Source organism: Pseudomonas sp. NFPP07 (genome assembly GCF_900115645.1).
In the GTDB taxonomy this organism is placed as follows: domain Bacteria; phylum Pseudomonadota; class Gammaproteobacteria; order Pseudomonadales; family Pseudomonadaceae; genus Aquipseudomonas; species Aquipseudomonas chlororaphis.
In genome coordinates, this window is record NZ_FOXG01000002.1 from 236,843 (window position 1) to 256,379 (window position 19,537).

General features: G+C 62.9%; 16 protein-coding genes and 2 tRNA genes. 14 read left to right on the forward strand and 4 right to left on the reverse strand.

Going from position 1 to position 19,537, the window contains the following annotated elements; translation table 11 throughout:
* Positions 1–40: 40 nt before the first annotated feature.
* The 4 genes from BM019_RS06095 (at position 41) to BM019_RS06110 (ending at position 4,832) form a co-directional block, all read left to right on the forward strand.
* A complete protein-coding gene (locus tag BM019_RS06095; protein WP_009042455.1) occupies positions 41–394 on the forward strand; it encodes an MGMT family protein in 354 nt (117 codons plus the stop codon).
* 44 nt (positions 395–438) lie between these two features.
* A complete protein-coding gene (locus tag BM019_RS06100; protein ID WP_062823492.1) occupies positions 439–2,016 on the forward strand; it encodes an AmpG family muropeptide MFS transporter in 1,578 nt (525 codons plus the stop codon).
* Between the two features lie 129 nt (positions 2,017–2,145).
* Positions 2,146–3,861 carry a proline--tRNA ligase gene (locus BM019_RS06105; protein WP_009042453.1) on the forward strand — a complete coding sequence of 572 codons (1,716 nt, stop codon included), beginning with the start codon at positions 2,146–2,148 and terminating at the stop codon, positions 3,859–3,861.
* A 17-nt stretch (positions 3,862–3,878) separates the two neighbouring features.
* Positions 3,879–4,832, forward strand: a complete 954-nt coding sequence (locus BM019_RS06110; RefSeq protein WP_085529987.1) for a hypothetical protein — start codon at positions 3,879–3,881, stop codon at positions 4,830–4,832.
* A 65-nt stretch (positions 4,833–4,897) separates the two neighbouring features.
* Here the strand turns inward: BM019_RS06110 and dinB are convergent, their stop codons facing one another.
* Entirely contained in the window at positions 4,898–5,962 is a 1,065-nt protein-coding gene (gene dinB, locus BM019_RS06115; RefSeq protein WP_085529986.1) for a DNA polymerase IV, read from the reverse strand.
* A gap of 299 nt (positions 5,963–6,261) precedes the next feature.
* Here dinB and BM019_RS06120 point away from each other — a divergent pair.
* From BM019_RS06120 to BM019_RS06135, 4 genes are all read left to right on the forward strand, one after another.
* Positions 6,262–6,338 (forward strand) — tRNA-Met (locus BM019_RS06120).
* 187 nt (positions 6,339–6,525) lie between these two features.
* A tRNA-Met gene (locus BM019_RS06125) sits at positions 6,526–6,602 on the forward strand.
* Positions 6,603–6,881: 279 nt separating this feature from the next.
* Positions 6,882–9,530: a bifunctional lysylphosphatidylglycerol flippase/synthetase MprF gene (gene mprF, locus BM019_RS06130; RefSeq protein ID WP_009042450.1), complete on the forward strand. Its 2,649-nt coding sequence runs from the start codon at positions 6,882–6,884 to the stop codon at positions 9,528–9,530.
* Entirely contained in the window at positions 9,530–10,825 is a 1,296-nt protein-coding gene (locus BM019_RS06135) for a virulence factor family protein (protein ID WP_062823494.1), read from the forward strand. The genes mprF and BM019_RS06135 overlap by 1 nt, the downstream gene beginning before the upstream one ends.
* A 200-nt stretch (positions 10,826–11,025) precedes the next feature.
* On the opposite strand, the gene BM019_RS06140 is transcribed toward BM019_RS06135, so the two are convergent.
* Complete coding sequence (locus tag BM019_RS06140; protein ID WP_009042448.1) at positions 11,026–12,927, reverse strand: potassium transporter Kup; 1,902 nt, start codon at positions 12,925–12,927, stop codon at positions 11,026–11,028.
* 331 nt (positions 12,928–13,258) lie between these two features.
* On the opposite strand from BM019_RS06140, the gene rimO reads away from it, so the two are divergent.
* From rimO to tsaA, 5 genes are all read left to right on the forward strand, one after another.
* Entirely contained in the window at positions 13,259–14,596 is a 1,338-nt protein-coding gene (gene rimO, locus BM019_RS06150; RefSeq protein ID WP_007923924.1) for a 30S ribosomal protein S12 methylthiotransferase RimO, read from the forward strand.
* 106 nt (positions 14,597–14,702) lie between these two features.
* The gene (locus BM019_RS06155) at positions 14,703–15,176 is read left to right on the forward strand and encodes a GNAT family N-acetyltransferase (protein WP_085529982.1); all 474 of its coding nucleotides are present in this window, start codon (positions 14,703–14,705) and stop codon (positions 15,174–15,176) included.
* 82 nt (positions 15,177–15,258) lie between these two features.
* On the forward strand, positions 15,259–15,969 hold the full coding sequence (locus BM019_RS06160; RefSeq protein WP_025806691.1) for an rRNA pseudouridine synthase: 711 nt from the start codon (positions 15,259–15,261) through the stop codon (positions 15,967–15,969).
* Positions 15,970–16,036: 67 nt separating this feature from the next.
* Positions 16,037–16,498, forward strand: a complete 462-nt coding sequence (locus BM019_RS06165; protein WP_092417841.1) for a YehS family protein — start codon at positions 16,037–16,039, stop codon at positions 16,496–16,498.
* A gap of 62 nt (positions 16,499–16,560) precedes the next feature.
* Positions 16,561–17,256, forward strand: coding sequence for a tRNA (N6-threonylcarbamoyladenosine(37)-N6)-methyltransferase TrmO (gene tsaA / locus BM019_RS06170; protein ID WP_092417842.1), 696 nt, complete (start codon positions 16,561–16,563; stop codon positions 17,254–17,256).
* A gap of 72 nt (positions 17,257–17,328) precedes the next feature.
* Here the strand turns inward: tsaA and fpr are convergent, their stop codons facing one another.
* Complete coding sequence (fpr, locus tag BM019_RS06175) at positions 17,329–18,108, reverse strand: ferredoxin-NADP reductase (protein WP_007923929.1); 780 nt, start codon at positions 18,106–18,108, stop codon at positions 17,329–17,331.
* A gap of 135 nt (positions 18,109–18,243) precedes the next feature.
* On the opposite strand from fpr, the gene BM019_RS06180 reads away from it, so the two are divergent.
* Positions 18,244–19,170, forward strand: a complete 927-nt coding sequence (locus BM019_RS06180; protein WP_007923931.1) for a LysR family transcriptional regulator — start codon at positions 18,244–18,246, stop codon at positions 19,168–19,170.
* Here the strand turns inward: BM019_RS06180 and BM019_RS06185 are convergent.
* The gene (locus BM019_RS06185; RefSeq protein WP_009042443.1) at positions 19,167–19,529 is read right to left on the reverse strand and encodes a diacylglycerol kinase; all 363 of its coding nucleotides are present in this window, start codon (positions 19,527–19,529) and stop codon (positions 19,167–19,169) included. The genes BM019_RS06180 and BM019_RS06185 overlap by 4 nt on opposite strands.
* Between the last annotated feature and the right edge of the window lie 8 nt (positions 19,530–19,537).

The window sequence follows — 19,537 nt, forward strand, 5'->3', positions numbered from 1 at the left end:
CCTACAGACGGTTTACAGGCCTGCATCAGGAAACCCGAACGTGATCGAACCGCTCGACGCCGACCAAAGCCCCGCCGAAATCCGACGCACGGCGCTCTACCTGACCCTGGCCCAAGTCCCGGAAGGCAAGGTAGTCAGCTATGGGCAACTGGCGGAAATGGCGGGCCTGGGTCGCGCGGCGCGCTGGGTGGGACGTACCCTCAGCCAGTTGCCCGCCGACACCACCCTGCCCTGGCACCGCGTACTGGGCGCGGGCGGGCGCATCAGCCTGCCCGTGGGCAGCGCTTCGGGCGACGAACAGCGCGCGCGACTGCGTATGGAAGGTGTCTCGATCCTGAACAATCGTGTGGATATTCGGCGCCATGGCTGGCGTCCGGTAGAGCACAGCGGTTAGAGTGCGCGCTTTGTTTCCGTAATTCTTGAGGCAGACTCCAGCCCATGCCCCGTAAAACCTGGCGCGCCGCGCTCGCCGCCTATGCCAGCCCCTCGACGCTCGTGCTGTTGCTGCTTGGTTTCGCCGCCGGCCTGCCCTACATGCTGGTGTTTTCGACACTTTCAGTCTGGTTGCGCGAAGCCGGTGTGGCTCGCGAAACCATTGGCTACGCCAGCCTGATCGGTCTGGCCTACGCCTTCAAATGGGTCTGGTCGCCCTTGCTCGACCAATGGCGCCTGCCCCTGCTGGGCAAGCTCGGGCGCCGCCGCTCCTGGCTGGTCCTGTCGCAATCGCTGGTGCTGCTCGGGCTGATCGGCATGGGGTTCTGCGATCCGCAAAAGCACCTGTCCTGGCTGATCGCCATTGCCGTTATCGTTGCCTTCGCCTCTGCCACCCAGGACATCGCGGTGGACGCCTACCGCCTGGAAATCGCCGAAGACAGCCGCCAGGCCGCCCTGGCCGCCGCCTATATGTCCGGCTACCGCGTCGCCGCCCTGCTGGCCACCGCTGGCGCCCTGTTCTTCGCCGAAGGTTTCGGCTCCACCGGTTTCAGCTATAAACACGCGGCCTGGACCGGCACCTACGTGCTGTTCGGCGTGCTGATGATCCCGGCCCTGCTGACCACCCTGTTCATGCGCGAACCGCCGGTGCCGCTGCGCACCCAGCTGTCGGCCGGGCGCTACAGTTTCGTGCACCAGCTGGTGTCGGTGTTCGTACTGATCGTGCTGCTGGTGTCCGTGCCGGCGATGTTCACCCAGCTGTACAACACCGACTTCGCCAGCGTGCTGTTCGAAGGCGCCAGCCTGCTGGACCTGTTGCTGGAAGACCGAGCGTTCCTGCGCGCCATTCTCTACATCATCCTGACCTCGCTGTGCCTGTCGGCCATGGGCCGCCGCGGCCTGGCCCCGGTGCTGACGCCGGTCAATGACTTCATCCTGCGCTACCGCTGGCAAGCCTTGCTGCTGCTGGGCCTGATCGCCACCTATCGGATGTCGGACACGGTGATGGGCGTGATGGCCAACGTGTTCTACATCGACCAGGGCTTCACCAAGGACCAGATCGCCAGCGTCAGCAAGATTTTCGGCCTGATCATGACCCTGGTCGGCGCCGGCATGGGCGGCCTGCTGATCGTGCGCTTCGGCATCCTGCCGATCCTGTTCATCGGCGGCGCCGCCTCGGCCGGGACCAACCTGCTGTTCCTGATGCTGGCCGACATGGGCCCCAACCTGCAGATGCTGGTGGTGACCATTTCCCTGGACAACTTCAGCTCGGGCCTGGCCACCTCGGCCTTCGTCGCCTACCTGTCGAGCCTGACCAACCTGAAGTTCTCGGCGACCCAGTACGCCCTGCTCAGCTCGATCATGCTGCTGTTGCCGCGCCTGATCGGCGGTTATTCGGGGGTCATGGTGGAGAAGTTCGGCTATCACGACTTCTTCCTGATCACCGCCCTGCTCGGCGTGCCGACCCTGGTCCTGATCGCCTTGCACTGGTTCCAGGAAAGCCGCCGCGCCGAACCGCCGCAAGCGCCCGAAGCCACACCTCCGGCCACTCCACCCGCAGCTGCTGCCAGCGAAGAACCCTAGGAAACCCCGGGGCACGCCGGCCTTCATCCGGCGTCCCGACCTCCCCCGGCCGCAATCCTGTACGCCAACGGTTCTCGCCCGTACAATGCTTCGTCATTTCTAGCCTTCAGCAACCGACAACGGCCTACCATGCGCACCAGTCAATTTTTGCTCGCCACACAGAAAGAAACGCCTTCCGATGCGGTCGTGATCAGCCATCAGCTGATGCTGCGCGCCGGCATGATCCGCAAACTGGCCTCGGGCCTGTACACCTGGCTCCCGATGGGCCTGCGGGTGATGCGCAAGGTCGAAGCCATCGTTCGTGAAGAAATGAACGCCGCCGGCTCGCTTGAAGTGTTGATGCCGAGCACGCAGCCGGCTGAACTGTGGCAGGAGTCCGGTCGCTGGGAGGAGTACGGCCCTGAACTGCTGCGCTTCAAGGATCGCCACGGTCGCGACTTCTGCGCCGGCCCGACCCACGAAGAAGTGATCACCGATCTGGCCCGCAACGAGCTGAGCAGCTACAAACAGCTGCCGATCAACCTGTACCAGATCCAGACCAAATTCCGCGATGAAATCCGCCCACGCTTCGGCCTGATGCGCGGTCGCGAGTTCATCATGAAGGACGCCTACTCCTTCCACGCCGACCAGGCATCGCTGCAGGTCACCTACGACCGCATGCACCAGGCCTACTGCAACGTGTTCACCCGCCTGGGCCTGAAGTTCCGTCCGGTCGAAGCCGACAACGGCTCCATCGGCGGCGCCGGCTCCCACGAATTCCACGTGCTGGCCGAGTCCGGCGAAGACGACATCGTTTTCAGCAACGGCTCCGACTACGCGGCGAACATCGAGAAAGCCGAAGCCGTGCCACGGGAAACCTCGCGTCCGGCGCCGAGCGAAGAGCTGCGCCTGGTCGATACCCCTGACGCGAAAACCATCGCGCAGCTGGTGGAAGGCTACAACCTGCCGATCGAAAAGACCGTCAAGACCCTGGTGGTGCACGCCGAGGAAGCCGGCAAGCTGATCGCCCTGATCATCCGTGGCGACCACGAGCTGAACGAAATCAAGGCCGCCAACCAGCCTGGCGTCGCCAGCCCGCTGGTCATGGCTTCGGAAGCCGAACTGCGTGATGCCATCGGCGCCGGTGCTGGCTCCCTGGGTCCGCTGAACCTGCCGCTGCCAATCATCGTCGACCGCTCGGTGGCCCTGATGAGCGACTTCGGTATCGGCGCGAACGTCGACGACAAGCACTATTTCGGCTTCAACTGGGAACGCGACATGCCGGTCCCGACCGTCGCCGACCTGCGCAACGTCGTCTCCGGCGACCCAAGCCCGGACGGCAAGGGCACCCTGGAAATCAAGCGCGGCATCGAAGTCGGGCACATCTTCCAGCTGGGCAACAAGTACAGCAAGGCGATGAAGTGCGAAGTGCTGGGCGAGAACGGTAAGCCAGTCACCCTGGAAATGGGCTGCTACGGCATCGGTGTTTCCCGCGTGGTGGCCGCGGCCATCGAGCAGAACAACGACGAGAACGGCATCATCTGGAGCGACACCCTGGCCCCGTTCCAGATCGCCCTGGTACCGCTGCGCTATGAAACCGAGCAGGTTCGCGAAGCCACCGACAAGCTGTACGCGCAACTCACCGCCGCCGGCTTCGAAGTACTGCTGGACGACCGCGACAAGAAGACCAGCCCGGGCATCAAGTTCGCGGACATGGAGCTGATCGGCATTCCACACCGGATCGTGGTCAGCGACCGCGGCCTCGCCGAAGGCAACCTGGAATACAAGAGCCGTACCGAAGCCGAGGCGCAAGCGCTGCCGGTGGCTGACGTGCTGTCCTTCCTCCAAGCCCGTATCCGTCGCTGAAACCAGATAGAGAAGTCATGTTCAAGCGAAACACCTTAAGCCTCGGTGGCGCCGCCTTGTGCGGCGCCCTGTTGCTCAGCGGCTGTGCCAACCAGATGTCGCAACGCAGCGAGCACGAGGAACGTGTCGAGCGCAAATTGCTCGATCACAGCCTGCAGATCGATGTCGGTGAGCCTAAGGTGCTTGAGCTGCCGCAACGCCGGGTACGCATCCACGAGCAGAAGACCTTCGAAGTCACCGAGTTCGAAGTCACGCGTCGCTACGATCGCTATACGCCCTATCAACCCTGGCGGGAGATCTACGAGATCCCGCTGGGCGCGGTAGCCGTGGTCGCGGGTGTCGGCGCCAACGTGGTCAATGTGTTTGCCCTGGGCAACCTGCCGGACAGCGTCACCAAGGACTGGATCAGCTACGGCGTGGCCGGGCTCAACCCGTTCATGAACGTGCAGTCCCACGGCCGGGCGCAGCAGAACCTGGCAGGGATCGATGAAGTCCAGCGCGACAAGCGCGTGGAGTATTCGAGCCTGCCCTGGAGCGAACGCCCGGTGCAGGTCAAGGCCGGCAAGGAAACCCACGAGCTGAGCACCGACCGCAACGGCGTACTGCGCCTGAACCTGTTGGACAGCCCGTTTTCCGAACAGGACCTGAACCACATCGGCAAGCTGCAGATCAGCGTCGCGGATGCCCAGGACGACGTGCATTCCGATTCGTCGCTGGCCATCAGCAACACCCTGCGCGGCAAGCTGCTGGAAGCGCACAATCTGATCTACGACGACCTCGAAGATGACGAAGTGAGCCAGTGGGTGCACCGGGTCAAGCGTCTCTCCGAATTGGGTCTGGAAGAAGAAGCCAGCGAACTGGAACAGAGCCTGATCGAGCTGACCCGCAACGATCCGGAACTGCAAAGCGAATTTCTCAAGTCGCTGACCAAGAACGCCGGCCGCCTGGTCGCCGACCCCGGCGCCCACTGACCGGATAACCATCGCGAGCCAGCCTGTTTCCGCACTGCGGGGGTGGGCTGGCTCGCGATGCTGTTTCAGGAACGGCTGAACAACTCCAGTTGCTCATGCCCGCCACGCAAATCCTGCAAACGCACACCAATCCCCAATAGCCGCACCGGCCTGTCCCCGCGCTTGAACGCCTGGGTCAAAAGCTGCCGGTAACTCTCCAGGTCCCGCCCTGCCCCCGCCTGTTCGAGCGTGGTCTGGGTGAAATCGTGAAACTTCACTTTGACGAAGGGCTTGCCCGGACGGTAGCTGCTGTCGATTCGCTCGATCCGGCCGGCCAGGGTCTGCATCAGCTCCGGGAGTTTATCCAGGCAGCTCTGCAGATCGGGCAGATCGACGTCGTAGGTGTTTTCCACGCTGATGGACTGCCGGCGACTGTCGTTCTGCACCGGCCGCTCATCGATGCCCCGGGCGAGATTCCACAACCGCTCGCCAAAACTGCCGAACTCGCGCACCAGCGCCAGCTTGCCCCATTCGCGCAATGCCTCGCAGCTGACGATGCCCAGGCGTCCCAGCTTGTCGGCCGTGACCTTGCCCACGCCATGCAGCTTGTTGACCGGCAAGGCCGAAACGAAGTCCTCGACCTGGTCCGGGGTGATCACGAACAGGCCGTTGGGCTTTTTCCAGTCGCTGGCGATCTTGGCCAGGAACTTGTTCGGCGCCACCCCGGCCGACACCGTGATATGCAGCTGGTTGGAGACCCGGCGACGAATGTCCTGGGCGATTCGCGTGGCGCTGCCGGCGAAGTTGGGGCTGTCGGAAACATCCAGGTAGGCCTCATCCAGGGATAAAGGCTCGATCAGGTCGGTGTAGTCGCGAAAGATCGTATGGATCTCTTTCGACGCTTCCCGGTAGGCCTCCATGCGCGGCTTGACGATCAGCAGGTCGGGGCACAGCGTCAGCGCATGCCGCGAGGACATGGCCGAACGCACGCCAAAAGCGCGGGCCTCATAGTTGCAGGTGGCGATCACCCCACGTCGCTCCGCCGAGCCGCCCACCGCCATCGGCCTGCCGGCCAATTGCGGGTCGTCGCGCATTTCGATGGCGGCGTAGAAGCAATCGCAGTCGATGTGGATGATTTTGCGCTGCGTCATATAAAGGCAGAGTTCATGGAAGCAAGAGGTCGATCACAAGACAGGGCGACAGTATCTCACCGAGAACTGTATATAGCACCAGTAGTTTGATTTCTCCCGCCTGCCGCCAGAAAAATCGGAAGATGAATTTATTTTCTCAATCGGTCAAAGCCCCTCAATAGAGCTGAAAGCCTTATGCAGCATGCCTTCAGGGCCGATCCAGGGGCTGCATTTTCACGCTAAGCAATTGAACGAAAACAGTTTTTTTCGGTTAATCGGTTGACAGGCCGGCGATCCTCTGTAGAATGCCGCCACACAGACGCGGGATGGAGCAGTCTGGTAGCTCGTCGGGCTCATAACCCGAAGGTCGTCGGTTCAAATCCGGCTCCCGCAACCAAACATCAAAAAAGGCTACTCGAAAGAGTGGCCTTTTTTGTGCGCGCTCGTTTTGTTGTCACGCCAAACAAAACCCTTTGCAGTACCGGGACTTAACCCGCCTTGCGAGTCATTCAACACTTATTTGACTCAATGGACCATTAACGGTTGACACTCCAGCATTCGTCTGTAGAATGCCGCCACACAGACGCGGGATGGAGCAGCCTGGTAGCTCGTCGGGCTCATAACCCGAAGGTCGTCGGTTCAAATCCGGCTCCCGCAACCAAACAACAAGAAAGGCCACTCGAAAGAGTGGCCTTTTTTGTATCTGTCGAAAAAATCTTTTCGCAACAATGACCTGGCAACCTCCCGTGAACCGTCAGTCACCTCCCCCACTCTTTCCAACCCGCTATGCTCATTGCCAGGCCGCCGCTTGAAAACGCTGGCCGTCCGGGCTCGCAGGGCCATGGTGAGACGCGTTAATATTTGAAACTATTTTTTCTGCAGGGATTGGTAACTTGGCTGGATACCCCCATCCTGTCGCGCACAATCCACGAGGTGATTGATGCGCGCCAACTCGTCTGACTCACAAGACACCGATACCGTTACAGCGAACCAACCGGTTGCGGCCACCCGCTTGCGCTGGCTGGAGCTATTGAGCAAATACCGCCAGCCGATCGGCATGGTGGTGACCCTGCTGCTGTTCGGCATCGCCCTGATTGCCTGTCGCCACCTGCTCAGTGAGCTGGATCTGTATGCCCTGCATGATTCGATCCTCGACGTGCCCAAGCCGGCCCTGCTCGGCGCCCTGGCCGCGACCGTGGTCGGTTTCGTCATCCTGCTCGGCTACGAATGGTCCGCCAGCCGCTACGCCGGGGTGAACCTGCCGCCGCGCACCCTGGCCCTCGGGGGCTTTACCGCCTTTGCCATCGGCAACGCCATCGGCCTGTCGCTGCTCTCCGGCGGCTCGGTGCGTTACCGCCTCTATGCCCGGCATGGCGTGGGTGCCGGCGACGTCGCCCATATGACGCTGTTCGCCAGCTTGTCCCTGGGTTGCGCCCTGCCACCGCTCGCAGCCCTGGCGACCCTGAGCAACCTGCCCGCCGCCTCCGCCGCCCTGCGCCTCTCCGAAGGCCTGCTGGCCAGCATTGCCGGCGCCGTACTGCTGCTCTGCGCGATCCTGGCCATCGGTATCTACCGGCGCCGCCTGCCTGAACAGCCACTGCCGGACAACCTGCTGGTCAAGGCCGGGCGCCGCACCCTGCGCCTGCCTGGACGTCGCCTGACGCTCCTGCAACTGCTGATCACCGCCCTCGACGTCGCCGCCGCCGCCACCGTGCTGTATCTGCTACTGCCCGAGGCACCGCCCTTCGGCGCCTTCCTGCTGGTCTACCTGCTGGCCCTGGCGGCCGGCGTGCTCAGCCATGTACCCGGCGGCGTCGGGGTGTTCGAAGCGATTCTGCTGGCCGCCTTCGCCGACAAGCTCGGCGCGGCGCCACTGGCCGCCGCCCTGCTGCTGTACCGGCTGATCTACGTGATCCTGCCGATGCTGGTGGCCTGCGTTCTGCTGCTGATCAATGAAGCCCAGCGCCTGTTCCAGACCCGTCAATCGCTACGGGTGGCCTCGGGCCTGGCCGCACCGATCCTCGCGGTGCTGGTGTTCCTGTCCGGCGTGGTGCTGCTGTTTTCCGGCGTGACCCCGGAAATCGACACCCGCCTGCAACACATCGGTTTTCTGATCCCGCACCGCCTGGTGGATGCCTCGCACTTCGGCGCCAGCCTGGTCGGGGTGCTTTGCCTGCTGCTGGCCCAGGGCCTGCGCCGGCGCCTGTCCGCAGCCTGGATATTGACCACCATCCTGCTGCTGGTCGGTGCCGTGCTCTCGCTGCTCAAGGGTTTCGACTGGGAAGAAGCCAGCCTGATGACCCTGACCGCCAGCCTGCTGGCGGTCTTCCGACGCTCCTTCTACCGGCCGAGTCGCCTCACCGAACTGCCGTTCTCGCCGCTGTACCTGGTGGCCAGCGTCTGTGTGCTGGGCGCATCGATCTGGCTGCTGCTGTTCGCCTATCAGGACGTGCCCTACAGCCATCAGCTGTGGTGGCAGTTCACCCTCGACGCCGATGCCCCACGGGGCCTGCGCTCGCTGCTGGGCGCCGCGGTGCTGCTGGTGGTGGTGTCCCTGACCTGGCTGCTGCGCACCGCGCGCCCGGTGATTCACCTGCCCAATGGCGAGGAGCTGGACCGCGCGGCGAAGATCCTCATGGCCTCTTCCCAGCCCGACGGCGGCCTGTCCCTGACCGGCGACAAGGCCCTGCTGTTCCATCCCAACGACGACGCCTTCCTCATGTATGCCCGGCGCGGCCGCAGCCTGGTGGCGCTGTACGACCCGATCGGGCCGACCCAGCAACGGGCCGAGATGATCTGGCAGTTCCGCGACCTGTGCGACGTCCACCATGCGCGCCCGGTGTTCTATCAAGTGCGCGCGGAAAACCTGCCGTACTACATGGACATCGGCCTGACCGCGATCAAGCTTGGCGAAGAAGCCCGGGTCGACCTGAACCGCTTTGACCTCGAAGCCAAGGGCAAGGAGATGAAGGACCTGCGCTACACCTGGAACCGCGGTACCCGCGACGGCCTGTCGCTGGAAATCCATGAGGCCGGGCAGGCGCCGATGGACGAGCTGAAAGTCATTTCCGATGCCTGGCTGACCGGCAAGAATGTCCGCGAAAAAGGTTTCTCCCTCGGGCGTTTCAGCGAGGATTACCTCAAGCATTTCCGTATCGCGATCATCCGTTTTGAAGGACGCCCGGTGGCCTTCGCCAACCTGCTCGAGACCTACAGCCATGACCTGGCCAGCCTCGACCTGATGCGCGCCCACCCGGAGGCTCCCAAGCTGACCATGGAATTCATGATGGTCGGCCTGATCCAGCATTATAAAAACCATGGGTATGCCCGCTTCAGTCTGGGCATGGTGCCGTTGTCGGGTCTGCAACCCCGGCGTGGCGCGCCACTGACCCAGCGCCTTGGATCGATGGTTTTCCGTCGGGGTGAGCAGCTGTACAACTTCCAAGGGTTGCGCCGTTTCAAAGACAAATTCCAGCCTGACTGGGAACCTCGTTACATGGCCGTGCCCGCCGGACTGGATCCGCTGGTGGCACTGGCCGATACCGCCGCCCTGATTGCGGGCGGCCTGACTGGATTGGTGAAACGCTGATGATTCAACGCTCCTGGCGGTATGTATTAGCCACTCTGGTGGTGTTTGCCCTGATAGCGGGAGGCGGCTACTGGTACTGGAATCGTCCGGCACCACAACCGACCCTGGAACACCTGGCCCAGACCGATGGCTCGACCCTGACCCGGGTCACCCCGGCCGCCCAGGCCAAGGCCCGGGTCGCCGTGGCCGTCCTCGCCGACGAAGCCCTGACCGATACCCAACTCCTGGCCTTGAGCCGCGGCGGCGCGGCGCAGATCGTCCAGGTGATCCTGCCCAAGGACGACTGCAAGCTGCAGGAACAAGCCCTGCAGACCGCCCTCGGCCAACTCGCGGGCCCGGCGACCCTGGTCAGCGGTATCGGCCCTGGCGCCGCCCTGGCCTGGCGCTGGATCGCCACCCAGAACGACGACAAGGCCCAGGCCGTGTCGGTGGGCTTTACCATCAACCCGGCCCCGGGCTGCACCGACCCGTTGCCCAAGACGCTGGCCCACGGCCACTGGCTGGTGGCCTGGAACGACAACCCGGATGACGAAAGCGCCGGCTTCGTGCGTGACACCCCCAATGCCAGCACCAGCATCAGCGACTACGACATTCACCTGCCCCAGGTGCTGAACAACGAGCTGCGCAAGCTGCTGGTGGGTTCGGACAACGGCGGCCTGAACATCCCGGTGGTCGAAGTGCCGGCCGGCCAGGCCAAGGACACCGTGACCCTGTTCCTCTCCGGTGACGGCGGCTGGCGCGACCTGGACCGTGACGTGGCCGGCGAGATGGCGAAGATCGGCTACCCGGTGGTCGGCATCGACACCCTGCGCTACTACTGGCAGCACAAGACCCCGGAACAGAGCGCCACCGACCTGACCGAACTGATGCAGCACTACCGGCAGAAATGGGGCACCAAGCGCTTCGTGCTGACCGGCTATTCGTTCGGCGCCGACGTGTTGCCGGCCATCTACAACCGCCTGCCGGAAGCCGAGCAGCAGCGGGTCGACGCCATTATCCTGCTGGCCTTCGCCCGCACTGGCAGCTTCGAGATCGAAGTCGAAGGCTGGCTGGGCAACGCCGGCAAGGAAGCCGCCACCGGCCCGGAAATGGCCAAGCTGCCAGCCGCCAAGGTGGTGTGCATCTACGGCGAGGAAGAAGTCGACGAAAGCGGTTGCACCGACAAGACCGCCGTCGGCGAAGCCATGAAACTGCCGGGCGGCCATCACTTCGACGAAAACTACCCGGCCCTGGCCCAGCGCCTGGTCAACGTCATCGAGAAACGCCAGGGCAAGGACAAGGTCGCCGAAGAGTGATCTGATGCCCAGACAAGGCCCCCGCTGCCAACCGGCACCGGGGGCTTTTTCATGCCCCTGGAAACGCGCTTGCAGTGAGTTCAAAGGCACTCAGGAGCATCAGCCAACCCACCCCGGCAGGCAGCGGCGAGAGAACCTTCCCCCAACAAAAAAGCCCCCGTCACCGCTAAGGTGACGAGGGCTTCTGCTGTTGCGCCCGCTTACATCTCGATCTGCGTACCCAGCTCGATCACGCGGTTCACCGGCAGCTTGAAGAAGCGCAGGTTGCCGTTGGCGTTCTTGAGCATGAAGGCGAACAGCGTCTCGCGCCAGCGCGCCATACCGACGATCTTGGAGGTGATGACCGTCTCGCGGCTGAGGAAGTAGGTGGTGCGCATCGGGCTGAAGTCCAGCTCGTCCAGATGGCACAGCTTCAGCGCTTCAGGCACGTCCGGCTCGTCGGTGAAACCGAAGTGCAGGATCACCCGGAAGAAGCCTTCGCCATAGGAATCCACCTCGAAGCGACGCTGGGTCGGCACCCGCGGGATATCTTCATAGACCACGGTCAGCAGCACCACTTGCTCGTGCAGCACCTGGTTATGCAGCAGGTTGTGCAACAGCGCATGGGGCACGGCGTCGGAGCGCGCAGTGAGGAACACCGCGGTGCCCTGGACCCGATGCGGCGGCTGCACACGGATGCTGTTGATAAAGATCGGCAGCGGCAATGCGCCCTCGCCGAGGCGGTCCATCAACAGTTCCTTGCCGCGTTTCCAGGTGGTCATCAGGGCGAACAGCACAATCCCCGCCAATACCGGGAAAGCACCGCCCTGGAAGATTTTCGGCACGTTGGCGGCGAAGAACAGCCCGTCCACCAGCAGGAAGCCCAGCAGGATCGGCACCGTCAGCACCGGCGACCATTTCCACAGCAACAGCATCACCGCCGACACCAGGATGCTGGTGATCAGCATGGTCCCGGTCACCGCCACGCCGTAGGCCGAAGCCAGTGCGCCGGAAGACTCGAAGCCCAGTACCAGGAGGATCACCCCGACCATCAGCGCCCAGTTCACCGCACCGATGTAGATCTGCCCCTGCTCCGCGCTGGAGGTGTGCTGGATGTACATGCGCGGGATATAACCCAGCTGGATCGCCTGGCGGGTCAGGGAGAACGCGCCGGAGATCACCGCCTGGGAGGCGATCACGGTAGCCAGGGTCGCCAGGACCACCAGTGGGATCAGGGCCCAGCTCGGTGCCAGCAGATAGAACGGGTTACGCGCCGCTTCCGGGTTCTCCAGGAGCAAGGCGCCCTGGCCGAAATAGTTGAGCACCAGCGCCGGCAGCACCAGGGCGAACCAGGCACGAGCGATCGGCTTGCGCCCGAAGTGGCCCATGTCGGCGTACAGCGCTTCGGCACCGGTCAATGCCAGCACTACCGCGCCGAGAATGGCCACGCCCATGCCCGGATGCACGATGAAGAACCGCACGCCCCAGACCGGGTTCAGCGCCTGCAGCACTTCCGGATGCTGGGCGATGCCGTAGATCCCCAGCCCGCCCAGGGTCACGAACCACAGGACCATTACCGGTCCGAACAGCTTGCCGATGCGATCGGTACCGTGTTTCTGGATCAGAAACAGCGCCACCAGCACGATCAGCGCCATCGGGACGACCCAGTGCTCGAGCCCGTCGAAGGCAATCTCCAGCCCCTCCACCGCCGACAATACGGAAATCGCCGGGGTGATCATGCTGTCGCCGTAGAACAAGGCCGCACCGATCAGGCCCAGGATGACCAGGACCACCCGCAGCCTCGGATAGGGCGTCGACGCCCGCCGGGCCAGGGCGGTCAAGGCCATGATGCCGCCCTCGCCCTGGTTGTCGGCCCGCAGGATGAACAACACGTACTTGATCGAGACCACCCAGATCAGCGACCAGAAGATCAATGCAAGGATGCCGAATACACCGTCGTGGTTGACCGGAACCCCGTAATGCCCCGCGAATACCTCCTTCAAGGTATAAAGCGGGCTGGTCCCGATGTCGCCATAAACCACCCCGACCGCCGCCACCAGCATCCCCAGGGGCCTGGCCCTGGAATGCTCGCCGCCTACCGCCTGACTACTTGCCTGACCCATCCACCACTCCTACTACCCAGATCGGGGCTTCTTATAAAAGGCATGACATTCAAGACAACGCCAAGCTTGCAAGACTCTCGTGAATGCCAATGCAGCATGCGCCCTTTTACTTACAGTTACAGACGTTCTGTTGACTATAAGAATTCACCTGGGCGCAACGGCGCGAAGCATAGCGCAGCACTCGTCGTATTTCCCTGCATAAAGCTGGTCAAGTGCGTCGGCCATCGCTAGAATTGCGCACTTTTTGATCAGAGGCGCCCCTAGCGCCCGTTCGTCGCCAGCGGTTTTATCCAGATCGCCGAGCGGCCCGACACCTATACCGAGGTTAGACATGTCCACCCCTACCGCGCCAGCCAACCCCAAGGTCGGCTTCGTTTCCCTGGGTTGCCCAAAAGCGCTGGTCGATTCCGAGCGCATCCTCACGCAACTGCGTATGGAAGGTTATGACGTGGTGTCCACCTACCAGGACGCCGACGTCGTGGTGGTCAACACCTGCGGTTTCATCGACTCGGCCAAGGCCGAGTCCCTGGAAGTGATCGGCGAAGCCATCAAGGAAAACGGCAAGGTCATCGTCACCGGCTGCATGGGCGTGGAAGAAGGCAATATCCGCGACGTGCATCCGAGCGTGCTGGCCGTGACCGGCCCGCAGCAGTACGAGCAAGTGGTCAGCGCGGTGCACGAAGTGGTGCCGCCGAAACAGGACCACAACCCGCTGATCGACCTGGTGCCGCCACAAGGCATCAAGCTGACTCCGCGCCACTACGCGTACCTGAAGATTTCCGAAGGCTGCAACCACAGCTGCAGCTTCTGCATCATCCCGTCGATGCGCGGCAAGCTGGTCAGCCGCCCGGTCGGCGATGTACTGGACGAGGCCCAGCGCCTGGTCAAGTCCGGGGTCAAGGAACTGCTGGTGATCTCCCAGGACACCAGCGCCTACGGCGTCGACGTCAAGTACCGCACCGGTTTCTGGAACGGCGCGCCGGTGAAAACCCGCATGACCGAGCTGTGCGAAGCCCTCAGCACCCTGGGCGTCTGGGTCCGCCTGCACTACGTCTACCCGTACCCGCACGTCGACGAGCTGATCCCGCTGATGGCCGCCGGCAAGATCCTGCCGTACCTGGACATCCCGTTCCAGCACGCCAGCCCGAAAGTGCTCAAGGCCATGAAACGCCCGGCCTTCGAAGACAAGACCCTGGCCCGGATCAAGAACTGGCGCCAGATCTGCCCCGAGCTGATCATCCGCTCGACCTTCATCGTCGGCTTCCCTGGCGAAACCGAAGAAGACTTCCAATACCTGCTCGACTGGCTGACCGAAGCCCAGCTCGACCGCGTCGGCTGCTTCCAGTACTCGCCGGTGGAAGGCGCGCCGGCCAACGATCTGGACCTGGAAGTGGTCCCGGACGAGGTCAAGCAGGACCGTTGGGAGCGCTTCATGGCGCACCAGCAGGCCATCAGCTCGGCACGCCTGCAACAGCGCATCGGCAAGGAAATCGAAGTGCTGATCGATGAAGTCGACGAACAGGGCGCCGTGGGCCGCTGCTTCTTCGACGCTCCGGAAATCGACGGCAACGTGTTCATCGACGGTGCCGGCGACCTCAAGCCAGGCGACAAGGTCTGGTGCCGGGTCACCGACGCCGACGAATACGACCTGTGGGCCGAAGTCCTGTAAGGCGTAAAAAACCGCAAAGCCCCGCTCTCTTCGCGAGATGCGGGGCTTTTTTACGTCTATCGTTTGCTCAGGACCACGGATGCGTCACCACACAGGAGCAGGCGGCATGCGCCATCATTCGGTCATCCACACCCCGAAACACAGCGACTACCCGGAACTGACCCGGGTCTGGGAGGCCTCGGTGCGCGCCACCCACGACTTCCTGCCGGACAGCTACATCGAACTGCTGAGAAACCTGGTGCTGAACCGTTATCTGGATGCGGTGATGCTGATCTGCACCCGGGACCAGCGCCAGCACATCACCGGCTTCGCCGGGGTCGCCGCCGGCAAGATCGAGATGCTCTTCATCGATCCCGCCCATCGCGGCCAGGGCCTGGGCAAGCAATTGCTCAGGTACGCCATCGAACACCTGAACGCCGACGAACTCGACGTCAACGAGCAGAACCCGCAAGCCCTGGGCTTCTACTTCAAGCAGGGCTTCGAGGTTATCGGTCGCTCCGAGCACGACGGCATGGGCCAGCCCTATCCGCTGCTGCACATGCGTTTGAAACAGCCCCAGCAGCAAGCGCTGCGCGGCTAAAAGCCACAGCGGGCAAATGGACCCGCGATTAACCGGCGCCGGGCAGGTACAATGCCTGCCCCCTTTTGCTACGGCCCCTGTCATGACTGACCCGATTCGTCTCTCCAAACGCCTCATCGAACTCGTCGGCTGCTCCCGCCGGGAGGCTGAGCTGTTCATCGAGGGCGGCTGGGTCACCGTGGATGGCGAGGTCATCGACGAGCCGCAGTTCAAGGTCGACACCCAGAAAGTCGAGCTCGACCCGCAGGCCAAGGCCACCGCGCCGGAGCCGGTGACCCTGCTGCTGAACGTACCGGCCGGCCAGGACGTCGACAGCGCTATGCAGTCGCTGAGCGCCGCCAGCCTGTCCGAGGAACACCGCTTCGGCAAACGGCCGCTCAAGGGCCACTTCCTGCGCCTGACCGCCAGCGCCGATCTGCAAGCCAATGCCAGCGGCCTGCTGGTGTTCACCCAGGACTGGAAGATCCTGCGCAAGCTGACCGCCGACGCGGCCAAGATCGAGCAGGAGTACGTGGTCGAGGTGGAAGGCGAGATGGTCGCCCACGGCCTCAACCGCCTGAACCACGGCCTGACTTACAAGGGCCGCGAACTGCCGCCGGTCAAGGCCAGCTGGCAGAACGAAAACCGCCTGCGCTTCGCCATGAAGAACCCGCAACCGGGCGTGATCGCCCAGCTCTGCGAAGCGGTAGGCCTGAAGGTGGTCGCCATTCGCCGCATCCGTATCGGTGGGGTTTCCATCGGCAAGGTGCCGGTCGGGCAATGGCGCTACCTGTCCGCCAAAGAGAAATTCTAGGCCGACACCCCATTCAGACGCCGCGCGTGCATGCGGCGCTCAACGTGAACAGACCAGGACTGTAGACATGATTCATAACGATGTACTGCGCAGCGTGCGCTACATGCTCGACATCAGCGACAAGAAGGTCGTCGAGATCATCAAGCTCACCGGCTTTGACGTGAGCCTCGACGACATCGTCGGCTACCTGAAAAAGGACGAGGAAGAAGGTTTCGTGCATTGCCCGGACGAGGTCATGGCGCACTTCCTCGACGGCCTGGTGATCTTCAAGCGTGGCAAGGACGAAAGCCGTCCGCCGCTGCCGATCGAACTGCCGGTGACCAACAACATCATCCTGAAGAAGCTGCGGGTCGCCTTCGAGCTGAAGGAAGACGACATGCACGCCATCCTCAAGGCCGCCGGCTTCCCGGTGTCCAAGCCCGAGCTGAGCGCACTGTTCCGCAAGTTCGGCCACACCAACTACCGCCCGTGCGGCGACCAGTTGCTGCGCAACTTCCTCAAGGGCCTGACCCTGCGCGTCAGGGCTTAAGACAGCTACAAGCTGCAAGTTCAAAGCTTGTAGCTCGAAGCTTGCAACTTGAGGCTTGCAAAATGACCTACAGCGTTTCCCCCATCGGCTTCGTGCGTTCCTGCTTCAAGGAAAAGTTCGCCATCCCGCGCCAGCCGCAACTGGCCCCGGCGGCCCGTGGCGTGCTGGAGCTGGTGGCGCCCTTCGACCAGGGCGACGCGGTGCAGGGCCTGGAACAGGTCAGCCACGTCTGGCTGCTGTTCCTGTTTCACCAGGCGCTGGAAGACAAACCACGGCTCAAGGTCCGTCCGCCGCGCCTGGGCGGCAACAAGTCCATGGGGGTCTTCGCCACCCGCGCCACCCACCGGCCCAACGGCATTGGCCAGTCGGTGGTCAAGCTGGACAAGGTCGAGGCCAATCGCCTGTGGATCTCCGGCATCGACCTGCTGGACGGCACGCCGATTCTCGATATCAAGCCCTACGTGCCTTACGCCGACATCATCGACAGCGCGAGCAACAGCATCGCCAGCGCGGCACCGCAGCTGATCCCGGTGCGGTGGAGCGACAACGCTCTGCAACAGGCTCATACGCACGCTCAACGCCTGCAGGAGCCACTGGTGGAGCTGATCGAGCAATGTTTGGCCCAGGACCCACGCCCGGCCTACCAGATGCCCACCCCGGAACGCGAATACGGCGCGCAGTTCTGGGATCTGGACGTGCGCTGGCACTACCCGCAGCCGGGCCTGATCCAGGTCCTGGAAGTGGTCCCCGCGCGCTGACCGGCAACCGGAAACGAAAAAGCCCGCGCTGCCTTCTCAGGCAACGCGGGCTTTTTCTGTGCTGCGAGTCGCTTACTTCTCGACGAAGGCGCGCTCGATCAGGTAGTCACCCGGCTCGCGCATGCGTGGCGAAACGGTCAGGCCGAAGCTGTTGAGCACTTCGCTGGTCTCGTCGAGCATGCTCGGGCTGCCGCACAGCATGGCGCGGTCGTCCTGCGGGTTGATCGGCGGCAGGCCGATGTCGCTGAACAGCTTGCCGCTGCGCATCAGGTCGGTCAGGCGGCCTTCGTTCTCGAACGGCTCGCGGGTCACGGTCGGGTAGTAGATCAGTTTTTCACGCAGCGCTTCGCCGAAGAACTCGTTCTGCGGCAGGTGCTCGGTGATGAATTCGCGGTAGGCGACTTCGTTGACGTAACGCACGCCGTGGCACAGGATCACTTTCTCGAAACGCTCGTAGGTTTCCGGATCCTGGATGACGCTCATGAACGGCGCCAGGCCGGTGCCGGTGCTGAGCAGGTACAGGTGCTTGCCAGGCTTCAGGTCGTCCAGTACCAGGGTACCGGTAGGCTTCTTGCTGATGATGATCTCGTCGCCTTCCTTCAAATGCTGCAGCTGGGAAGTCAGCGGACCATCGGGAACCTTGATGCTGAAGAACTCGAGATGCTCTTCCCAGTTCGGGCTGGCAATCGAGTAAGCGCGCATAAGCGGGCGGCCGTTGGGCTGTTGCAGGCCGATCATCACGAACTGACCGTTCTCGAAGCGCAGGCCCGGATCGCGGGTGCACTTGAAGCTGAACAGAGTGTCGTTCCAGTGATGAACACTGAGGACACGCTCGTGGTTCATGTTGCTCATGTACGGGGGACTCCTGGAAAGTTGTCGGCGCCTGCTCTGCGACAAGCGAGCCGAGCGCAATTGCACAGCATTCTAATGGCGGCGACAATATCTGTTAACTGGATTATTAAGATAAGGGTTATCGGTTATATCGATATGCGATTTACTCTCCGTCAACTGCAAGTATTCGTCGCCGTCGCCCAGCAAGAGAGCGTTTCTCGTGCTGCCGGCCTGCTGGCCCTTTCCCAATCCGCGGCAAGCACTTCGATCACCGAACTGGAACGGCAATCCAGTTGCCAGTTGTTCGATCGCGCTGGCAAGCGCCTGAGCCTCAACGCCCTGGGCAAACAGCTGCTGCCCCAGGCGGTGGCGTTGCTGGACCAGGCCAAGGAAATCGAAGACCTGCTCAACGGCAAGTCCGGCTTCGGCTCGTTGTCGGTGGGCGCGACCCTGACCATCGGCAATTACCTGGCGACCCTGTTGATCGGCAGCTTCATGCAGGTCCACCCGGAGAGCCAGGTCAAACTGCATGTGCAGAACACTGCGCATATCGTGCAACAGGTCGCCCACTACGAAATTGACCTGGGTCTAATCGAAGGCGACTGCAGCCATCCGGACATCGAAGTGCAAACCTGGGTCGAGGATGAGCTGGTGGTGTTCTGCGCCCCGCAGCACCCCTTGGCCAAACGCGGCCATGCGAGCATGGAGGAACTGACCCACGAAGCCTGGATTCTGCGCGAACAAGGCTCGGGCACGCGCCTGACCTTCGACCAGGCCATGCGTCATCACCGCAGCGCGCTGAATATCCGGCTCGAACTGGAACACACCGAAGCGATCAAGCGCGCGGTGGAGTCGGGATTGGGGATTGGTTGCATTTCCAGGCTGGCGCTGCGCGACGCCTTCCGGCGTGGCAGCCTGGTGCCGGTAGAGACGCCGGACCTGGACCTGGCCCGGCAGTTCTACTTCATCTGGCACAAACAAAAATATCAGACCTCGGCCATGCGCGAGTTCCTCGAACTTTGCCGCGCCTTTACCGCCGGGGTGCAGCGCAGCGACGAGATCGTGCTGCCGAGCATTCCTTAGATAAGGATCACTGCCCAGACCACGCTAATCATGCTCAAGGCCACGAGTTGCGCGGCGCTGCCCATGTCCTTGGCATTTTTCGACAGTGGATGTCGATCCAGGGAGATGCGGTCGATCGCCGCCTCGACCGCGGAATTGAGCAGTTCGACAATCAGCGCCAGCAAGCAGACAGCAATCAGCAACGCCCGCTCGACCCGGCTGACATTCAGCAGGAAAGACACGGGGATCAGAATCACGTTGAGCAACACCAGCTGACGAAACGCAGCTTCGCCGGTGAAGGCGGCCCGCAGGCCATCGAAGGAGTATCCCGAGGCATTGAGGATGCGTTTAAGACCGGTTTGACCTTTGAAAGGCGACATAAATAGGC